The organism is Thermodesulfobacteriota bacterium (assembly GCA_039028315.1).
Taxonomy (GTDB): domain Bacteria; phylum Desulfobacterota_D; class UBA1144; order Nemesobacterales; family UBA2774; genus CR02bin9.
Map to the genome: position 1 here is coordinate 1 of JBCCIH010000093.1, position 8,879 is coordinate 8,879.

Genomic DNA, 8,879 nt, shown 5'->3' on the forward strand with positions numbered 1-8,879 from the left:
CCTTTATCCTTTCCGCCCGCGATTAAAATTATAGGCGGTGTAAGGCTTTCAAGCGCTTTTTGAGTTGCAGCAGGACTGGTGGACTTTGAGTCGTTGTATACATTTGCGCCTCCAAGTTTTCCAATGTATTCATTTCTATGCTCAAGAGGCTCAAAATGATCTATTGCTTCTTGAATCAGCTTTGGATCGCAGCCTAAAATTGCTGTTCCTGCAATTGCGGCCATAATGTTTTCTATATTATGAGCTCCTAACAGTTTAGTTTCAGAGACACTATAGCTATGGTCTCTAAAAATTATATTTGATCCGTCATACTTAATTCCATCTAGGTTTGATTCTCCAAAGGGTATTTGGTGAGATTTAACTTCATTTAGATGTGAGATGATCTCTATATCTTCGCCGTTGTAGATAAACCAGTCTTGCTCGCTCTGGTTTGAATAAATCTTAAGTTTTGACTGAACATACTCTTCAAAACTCTTATGATGGTCTAGGTGGTTAGGGGTGATATTTAAAATCACAGCTATTTCAGGCCTAAAAGTTGTAACGCCCTGAAGCTGAAAACTGCTTAGCTCGAGCACAAGGATATCAAACTGCTCTGCAGTGTCTGCTATCTGAATAAGAGGGGTTCCAATATTAGCGCCTAAAAACACCTTCTTACTATTTCTTTCGAGTATTTTTGCTATTAGTGTTGAAGTAGTTGTTTTACCATTTGATCCCGTGATGGCGATTATCGGAGTATTTATAAACCGGCTGGCAAGCTCAACCTCGCTAATTACTTCAGTTCCATTTTTTAAAGCTGTTTTTATTTGTGGGATGCTAAATGGAACACCGGGGCTTAGAACAATTAGATCCGCCCATAGAAAAGTTTCATCTGTATGAATTCCTGCCTCTACATCGACTCCCAGAGAAGACATCTCTGAAAAAACCGGACCTAATTTCTCACGAGTAGAACTGTCGCTAGCTTTTACTTGAGCGCCTCTTCGAATAAGGAACCGCGCCGTATCCTGACCCGTTTTGCCAAGACCTACGACAAGTATTTTTTTATCCTTAAGCTCCATTTATCTCCCTTACTATCTTAGTTTTAATGTAGATAGAGCAAAAAGCGCAAGCACAAGAGATATTATCCAAAACCTTATAACTACTTTTGATTCTGACCATCCGCTAAGCTCAAAATGGTGATGTAGTGGCGCCATTTTAAAAACCCTTTTTCCGGTGAGTTTGAACGAGAAAACCTGAATTATTACAGACAGCGCTTCAGCTACGAAAATACCGCCAACTACGATTAGAAGAAGTTCTTGTTTTATGATTAGTGCAACAGAGCCTATTGCGGCGCCAAGTGCTAGTGAGCCTACGTCTCCCATAAAGACTTGTGCAGGATGAGAATTGTACCAGAGAAAACCAAGGCAGGCCCCGCCTACTGCTGCCAGATACACTGCAAGTTCTCCCCCTTGAGGTATGTAGGGAATCTGTAGATACGTTGAGAATTCCTGATGCCCGGAGAGGTAGGCTAAGATAATATAAGTCGCAGTCGCTACCAGTATTGATCCTATGGCAAGTCCATCCAAACCATCAGTAAGGTTTACTGCATTTGACGCACCAACTACTACCAGTACTCCAAATGGAATGTAGAACCAGCTAAGGTCCAAAACTGCTTTTTTGAAGAAAGGAAATAGAACTGATGTGTATGAATAAGTCTCTGACTCGCTTCCGCTAACTACCATGTTGAAACCGTATATTTCAGTCAGTATGAGAGATACAAAAAGCGTTCCGAAAACAATTTGTAAGAGGAATTTTAACCTTGCGCTCATACCTTTTCCTTTTTTATACTTAAGCCAGTCATCCAAAAATCCAATAAGCGCATAGCTAAAAGTAAAGAGAAGTACAGTCCACATCACTTGGCTCGACAGATCAACCCACAGAAGTGTAGAGACGGCAATAGCTACAACAATAAAAGCGCCTCCCATTGTAGGGGTCCCTTGCTTTACTTTATGACTCTCGGGGCCGTCGTCCCTAATATTTTCTTTTAGCTGCTGACGGGCAAGAAATCTAATAAATACCCCGCCCAAAATTATGCTTATTAGAAATGCAGTCACACCCGCGCCAAAGGATCTGAATGTGATATATCTAAACACATTAAATATAATAAAATCATCTTTCAGCAGATAAAGAAGATGAAACATTTAGTTTTGCTCCTCATTAAGCGCTTTGATTACGAGCTCCATTTTAGAACCTCTTGAGCCCTTTACTAAAACCAGGTCTAAAGGTGTGGCCAAATCTTGTAAAATAGTGGCCGCTTTTTGGTGGGAGTCGGCCGCGAATCCATTATTAGAATTACCAAAACCTTCTAAGATCTTATCTGAAAATCTACCATAAGCTATGAGATTATTAACCCCTGAATTTAGTGCGTATTTACCAAGCTCAACATGCTCATTTTCGCTACCCTCTCCAAGCTCAAGCATATCACCTAAAACAGCTATTGTATTGCCGTTTTTATTCAGTCTTACAAGCTCATCCACCGCTTTTTTCATTGAATCCGGATTGGCGTTGTAGGAGTCATTTATTACTTTAAAACCTTGCGGCACATCTATTACCTCAAGCCTCATATTGGTCGGTACATAGCTGGAAAGACCGTCTTGAATCTGAGTGACGCTGCATCCAAATGCATGTCCTATTCCACTGGCGCAAAGTGCATTACTAACATTATGGAGGCCAATTCCAGTAATCTCTGCCGGAAATTTTTCGCCCTCTAATGTGATATTGAATCTAATACTCGAAAGATCACCTGATTCTATTTCGCTTGCGGTGATCATAGCATCATCAGAATTTATTGCGTAGGTAATTTTCTGACAGTCGAGCGAATCAGCTATTCTCTTAACCCTTGGATCATCAAGGTTAACAACAAAAATGTTATCTTGAGTGAAGTTTTGAACAAGCTCTCCCTTAGCTTTGGCAACTCCATCGAGACCGCCCAGTTTTTCTAAGTGAGCATGGCCGATATTTGTGATTGTCCCTATATCCGGCCGCGCTATCTCAGCTAGCCTCTCAAGCTCTCCAAAATCATTCATTCCTACTTCCACAACTGCCGCAGGATAAGTGTCATTTAACTCAAAGAGCGTAAGCGGAAGACCAATTAGGTTGTTGAAATTCCCGGTATTTTTTAAAGTGTTGTATTTTTGAGAGACAATGCTCCAGGCCATTTCTTTTGTAGTGGTCTTACCATTTGATCCGGTTATGGCAGCAAGTTTTAGATCAGTAAAGCTCATCCTCCAACCTGAAGCAAGGTCTCCCAAAGCCTTTAGACTCGATGGTACTTGTATTAGAACTTTTTCATTTTGATTTGAATTTAATTCGCCTTCAATAACAGCCCCTGCAGCGCCCTTTTGAAATGCCTCTTCAACGAAGTTCTCCCCATTAAAATTCTCGCCTTTAAGGGCAAAAAAGATCTGGTCCTTTGTAATTTTCCTGGTATCAGTAGATACACCGCTGAACACTGTACCGCTCTTTCCCGATAGCAGCTTGCCACTTGTAGCTTGAAGTATAAAATCTAGATTTAGCATTTCAGTTTCCTAGCTCTTTTAACACCTCTTTAGCAATTTCTCTATCATCAAACGGGTATTTTGTAGTGCCTATAATCTGATAGTCCTCATGGCCTTTTCCGGCAATGAGAACTGTGTCTTCTTCTTTAGCCAGGGATATTGCCTTTTTTATCGCCTGGGCCCTGTCCTGAATCCTGTGATAAGGCCTTGACTCATAACCGGCCTCTAGAACGCCCTTTTCTATATGATCTAGAATGATTTCTGGATTTTCTGTGCGGGGGTTGTCGGATGTTACAACCAGTATATCCGAGAGCTCTTTTCCAATCTTGCCCATTTGAGGCCTTTTGGCATTGTCTCTATCGCCCCCGCACCCAAATACTAATATTAGATTTCCTTTTGTAAGGGGCCTGGCAGCCACAAGCACATTCTTTAGCGCATCAGGAGTGTGAGCGTAATCTACTAATACGCTAAATCCATAAGAGTTTGGAATGGTCTCGAGCCTTCCTGGGACGGCATCAATATTTGATAGCCCCATTGAAATTGATTCAGCGCTTGATCCCAATGAAACTGCTGTAGCCACTGCGGCCAGAATGTTTGACAAATTGTGCTCGCCAAAAAGTGTTGAGTGAATCTCAACTTCACCATTTGGTGTATGTATAGTTGCCTTAATACCATCTTGTGAGATTATCGAATTTGCTGCATATACAGATGCACTCGTGTCATTTATTGAATATGTAAGAACCTCCCCTGGAGCATCGCAAACAAGTCTTTGCCCATAGGGATCATCTATATTTATTATTGAATATTTATTTTCTTTAGTGCTTTTCGCTAAATAGTTTGTGAACAGCTCTTTTTTAACTTCAAAGTAGCTCTCCATAGAGCTGTGGTAGTCCAGATGGTCCTGGGTTAGGTTTGTAAATACAGCGGCGTCAAACTCACACCCCACAACTCTTTTTCTATCTAATGCGTGTGATGATACTTCCATTGCTACTGCTTGTACTCCCTCATCTTTCATTTCTCTAAACATCCTCATGAGATCTAGCGCCTCAGGGGTTGTCATAGAAGATTCTCTTATTTTTCCTGCGTAGCGGTAATCAATGGTGCCGATTACGCCTGAGTTTTTTCGCTCTTGATTCCAGATAGATTCCAGCAAATAAGTGATAGTGGTTTTACCATTTGTGCCTGTGATTCCTGCCAGTGTTAACTCCCTCGTAGGACGTTTGTAAAAATTCGCTGATACCAGGGCAAGAGCCTCTCTTGTATCAGCCACCTGTATAACTGAGATTTCTTCTGAGCTGACTTGCTCCAGCCGTTCTACTAACAGTGCAGCTGCTCCATTTTCAAGAGCAGAGCTAATATAGTTATGACCGTCAGTATTCTCGCCCTTTAGTGCTGCAAATAAATAATCTTCTCTTACCTGATTTGAATCAAGGCTGATCCCGCAAACCCGTGCTTCTTCATCTCCTGTGAATTTAATAATATCAACACCGTCTAGAAGCTCTTTAAGGATCATATTTTTTGTTCAAGCTCAATTGAGCAAACCATGCCCTCTTTAATTAAATCTCCCGGCTGGGGTTTTTGATTTGTTACAAAACCGCTGCCCTTAACCTCTACCTTAACTCCTTGTTCTTGGGACCATTTCATAATATCCCTTACGCTCATGCCGCTAAGATCGGGCATAACTTTCATCCCAACAAGTTCTTTGTTCGGGCTCACGTCCATATGGAAGAGAACTTTCTCTGCAATTTCTTTAAATATAGGTCCTGCAACAGAGCCGCCGTGGGTTTTCTTGCGGGGCGCCTCTACCACAACTGCCATTACTAATTTAGGATCTTCAACCGGCGTAAATCCAACAAATGACGCTATATATCTGTCCGGATGATATCCTCCGGATTTAGGATCGGGTATCTGAGCAGTGCCTGTTTTTCCGGCTACTGAAAATCCCGGTATTTTAGCCTTCTTCCCTGTTCCGTTCTCAACAACATTTTGAAGCATCTGCTTCATTAGATCTGCAGTATCGTATGATATAACTCTAGTAACAACTTTTGGCTCGTTCTCTTTTACAATATTTCCCTCTGGATCAGTTATTTTTTCTATAACATATGGCTTCATCAAATAGCCGCCGTTAGCAATTGCGGAAAGAGCCGTCACGAGTTGAAGCGATGTAACGGATACGCCTTGGCCAAATGATATGGTTGCAAGCTCTATTGCTCCCCACTTTCTTGGACTAGCGAGCTGGCCTTTTGACTCTCCGGGAAGACCTATTCCTGTTTTTTCTCCAAAACCAAATTTCTTTAGATAGGTATAGTATTTATCTCGACCCATTAGCTCGCCAATCTTAGAAGCTCCAATATTACTTGAGTACTGTACTATTTCTTTTACTGTAAGAGTGCCCCTTGGTTTGACGTCTCTAATTACTGCGGCGCCTATTTTTCTTCGCCCGTTCTCGCAATTGAATTTAGAGCTTGGGTTTACTTTCTTATCCTCTATTGCCGCAGCCGCCAGAAAAACCTTCATCGTTGAGCCCGGCTCATGTGCATACCATATTGGAAGGTTTCTTCTATTTTGCTCAGGGAATTTGCTATAGTTGTTTGGATCAACGAAAGGATATGAGGCCATGGCTAGAATCTCACCAGTCTCCGGGTCCATTATAATGGCCATCCCCTTCTCGCCGCTCATCTCTTCAATACCGTCTTTAAGCTCTCTTTCAACTATGTGCTGAATTTGAGAGTCTATCGTAAGCACGATGTCTTCTCCCGAAGTCATGTCCTGATCGATTTCCTGAATCTCATTTGGGTCGCTTAATATTTTATGACCCCTAGCATCTCGTTTTAGTGTGATCTTGCGCTTCTTACCAATAAGAGAGCTGTCATATTTATATTCAATCCCTTCAATACCTATTGAATCAATATCCGTAAAACCAATTACCTGACCCATCAGCGTTCCGTTGGGGTAAACCCTTTTGGGCTCAGGTATAAAGCCAAGACCCTCAATTTTTGACTCTTCAAGTTCTTTTGCTGCTTTAGAGTCAGCCAACCTTTTAATCCATACAAATGATTTATCAGATGATACCCTTGTATTAATTTTCTTCTCTGAAACATCTAGCTTCTCTGATAATAGCTTTGCAGTTTCTTTAGGTTTTTTTACATTCTTAGGGTTTGCATAGATGGATTTCACATCGACATTAATCGCAAGCTCTTTTCCATTTCTGTCTGAGATAGTGCCTCTTCTAGGAAGAAGTGTTGATGTTCCATGATGCTGCTTTCTAGCTATTTTAAAAGCTCTCTCGCGGTCTAAAACCTGAAGCTCTAGCGCTTTTACACCGACCATAGCGAAAAGAGAGATGATAAGTGCAGCGATAATGAACACCCGCCACCTGGGCTTATCAAGGTCTCTTGCAAGAGACATTCTTTTTGTAGTTCTCTTGGGCTTCATTTCCTATTTTCCAACAACCCTATTTTTTTCAATGTAAATTATGTCTTGCTGAGTCGGGAACTTAAATCCTAGTATTTCAGCAGATTCTTCGAGCTTATCAGGCGCCTTGAGTTTCATGAACTCTGATTGCAAAATTCTATTTTCCTTCAATAGATCCTCAGTAGCTTTTCTATTTCTTGAGATTTCATATCCCAAGCTAACCTCTTCAACTTTTATTCGCACATATACTAGAGAAAGTCCGATTGCAATTAAAATTAGTACAATAATTCCCATAGAGAGTATTGAGCTTGCTGAACTTCTAGATTCTTTTTTTCTCTTTCTTCTACTTTGGCTCATACTTCTAGCCTCTCCCCAACGCGCATCTTTGCACTCCTTGACCGCGGATTGTTTAAAACCTCTGCCTCTGAAGGAACAAGAGGCGATTTAGTAATAATTTTTAATTCGCTCCTCTTTCCGCATCCACACCTAGGCATGTCAGGCGGGCATATACATGCTGATGAGAATTGCTGAAACTGCTTCTTCACCAATCTGTCTTCAAGAGAGTGGAATGAAATTATTACAAGCCTTCCGCCGGTTTTTAAAAACGGTATAGCCTTTTCAATAAATTCTTGGATACTTTCAAGCTCGTGGTTTACGGCAATTCTAAATGCCTGAAAGGTTTTAGTTGCCGGGTGTATTCTAGCAGGATGAAATTTCTTCGGGATTGCCTCAGATACCAAGTTAGCAAGTTCAGCAGATGAAGAAATGGGTTGATCACTTCTTTTTTGAATAATTTTCTTGGCGATTTTCCTTGACCATCTCTCCTCACCATATTCCTTTAAGACTTTTGATATCTCATCAGAGCTCATTTCATTTACCAAATCAAAAGCTGTAAATCTAAGGCGAGAGTCCATACGCATATCCAGTTTTTCATCCCTGATAAAACTAAATCCCCTCTCGCTCAGATCAATTTGATACGATGACATCCCTAAATCAGCTACAATACCGTCCACCTCTCCTATCTCTAGATCAAGCAGCACTCTGTCTATCTCAGAGAAATTAGAGTTTCTATAAATCACGCTGCTGTTGTATTTTGAAAGATTCCCTCTGGCAATATCAATTGCCTGTTGGTCACAATCAAGTGCAATCACTTTGGCCTTTTTCTTTGTGGCTTCAAGGATAGCCTGAGTATGACCGCCCATACCTAAAGTTGCATCCACATAGAGCCCGTCTTTTCTCGTGATAAGATTTTCAATAACCTCGTTCTTCATGACAGGCACGTGTATAGATGCCTTTTGTTCGATTATTGCGTTCTGCATAGTGTTAGAGTCCTTGTGCTGCAAGAATTTCCCTGCTCTTTTTAAATTCTTCATAAGCCCCGTCGGCCTCTTCTTGCTCCCAGACTTCCTTAGACCATATCTCAACCTTGGTCAGCATGCCGATTAAAACCACTTCTTTATCTATCCGTGCGTGTTGTCTTAGGTTTTGTGGAATAAGAATTCTTCCCTGACCGTCCATTGGGCAATCTACCGCTCCACCCATTAGGTATCTTAAAAAGGAAATTACCTCTTGTTTGAACTGGGGAAGTTCTGAGACTTTTCTCTCAATCTCGTTCCATTCCCTAAGCGGATATGCAGCAAGGCACTTATCAAAATTGGTTACAATGAAGATTTCACCCCCGTACTTCTCCCGGCACACCTCTCTGAACTTAGAGGGGATGCTTATCCTTCCCTTATCTGTCATCGTATGCTCGTATCTTCCTCTAAACATTGCTGCGCCCTATTGTGCCACTTCACGCCACTTTGAACCACTATATAAAATTGTGTTAAGTTTGTCAAGTAAGGTTTTGTAATTTCTCAATTTTTTATAAATTTATGATATGTAAAATAATGCAGTTTTTTAGGCCAACAATTGCATGTTTAATATTGTAAA

At 41.1% G+C, this 8,879-nt stretch carries 8 protein-coding genes; all 8 read right to left on the reverse strand.

Annotated elements, in window-relative coordinates:
* Nucleotides 1–1,055, reverse strand: a 1,055-nt coding sequence (murD, locus tag AAF462_06980; protein ID MEM7008864.1) for a UDP-N-acetylmuramoyl-L-alanine--D-glutamate ligase, incomplete at its 3' end; no start/stop codon positions are given.
* Nucleotides 1,056–1,067: 12 nt separating this feature from the next.
* The gene (gene mraY, locus AAF462_06985) at nucleotides 1,068–2,177 is read right to left on the reverse strand and encodes a phospho-N-acetylmuramoyl-pentapeptide-transferase (protein ID MEM7008865.1); all 1,110 of its coding nucleotides are present in this window, start codon (nucleotides 2,175–2,177) and stop codon (nucleotides 1,068–1,070) included.
* A complete protein-coding gene (murF, locus tag AAF462_06990; GenBank protein MEM7008866.1) occupies nucleotides 2,178–3,554 on the reverse strand; it encodes a UDP-N-acetylmuramoyl-tripeptide--D-alanyl-D-alanine ligase in 1,377 nt (458 codons plus the stop codon).
* 1 nt (nucleotide 3,555) lies between these two features.
* Entirely contained in the window at nucleotides 3,556–5,046 is a 1,491-nt protein-coding gene (locus AAF462_06995) for a UDP-N-acetylmuramoyl-L-alanyl-D-glutamate--2,6-diaminopimelate ligase (GenBank protein ID MEM7008867.1), read from the reverse strand.
* A complete protein-coding gene (locus AAF462_07000; protein MEM7008868.1) occupies nucleotides 5,043–6,968 on the reverse strand; it encodes a penicillin-binding transpeptidase domain-containing protein in 1,926 nt (641 codons plus the stop codon). The genes AAF462_06995 and AAF462_07000 overlap by 4 nt, the downstream gene beginning before the upstream one ends.
* A gap of 3 nt (nucleotides 6,969–6,971) precedes the next feature.
* Complete coding sequence (locus tag AAF462_07005) at nucleotides 6,972–7,304, reverse strand: hypothetical protein (protein ID MEM7008869.1); 333 nt, start codon at nucleotides 7,302–7,304, stop codon at nucleotides 6,972–6,974.
* A complete protein-coding gene (rsmH, locus tag AAF462_07010; protein MEM7008870.1) occupies nucleotides 7,301–8,320 on the reverse strand; it encodes a 16S rRNA (cytosine(1402)-N(4))-methyltransferase RsmH in 1,020 nt (339 codons plus the stop codon). The genes AAF462_07005 and rsmH overlap by 4 nt, the downstream gene beginning before the upstream one ends.
* Nucleotides 8,271–8,717, reverse strand: a complete 447-nt coding sequence (mraZ, locus tag AAF462_07015) for a division/cell wall cluster transcriptional repressor MraZ (GenBank protein MEM7008871.1) — start codon at nucleotides 8,715–8,717, stop codon at nucleotides 8,271–8,273. Before mraZ ends, rsmH begins: the two co-directional genes overlap by 50 nt.
* Nucleotides 8,718–8,879 lie beyond the last annotated feature (162 nt).

Bases quoted from the DNA above. Each gene is read 5' to 3' on its own strand.
- mraY (MEM7008865.1), bottom strand. From the start codon at position 2,177: ATGTTTCATCTTCTTTATCTGCTGAAAGATGATTTTATTATATTTAAT.
- murF (MEM7008866.1), bottom strand. From the start codon at position 3,554: ATGCTAAATCTAGATTTTATACTTCAAGCTACAAGTGGCAAGCTGCTA.
- AAF462_06995 (MEM7008867.1), bottom strand. From the start codon at position 5,046: ATGATCCTTAAAGAGCTTCTAGACGGTGTTGATATTATTAAATTCACA.
- AAF462_07000 (MEM7008868.1), bottom strand. From the start codon at position 6,968: ATGAAGCCCAAGAGAACTACAAAAAGAATGTCTCTTGCAAGAGACCTT.
- AAF462_07005 (MEM7008869.1), bottom strand. From the start codon at position 7,304: ATGAGCCAAAGTAGAAGAAAGAGAAAAAAAGAATCTAGAAGTTCAGCA.
- rsmH (MEM7008870.1), bottom strand. From the start codon at position 8,320: ATGAAGAATTTAAAAAGAGCAGGGAAATTCTTGCAGCACAAGGACTCT.
- mraZ (MEM7008871.1), bottom strand. From the start codon at position 8,717: ATGTTTAGAGGAAGATACGAGCATACGATGACAGATAAGGGAAGGATA.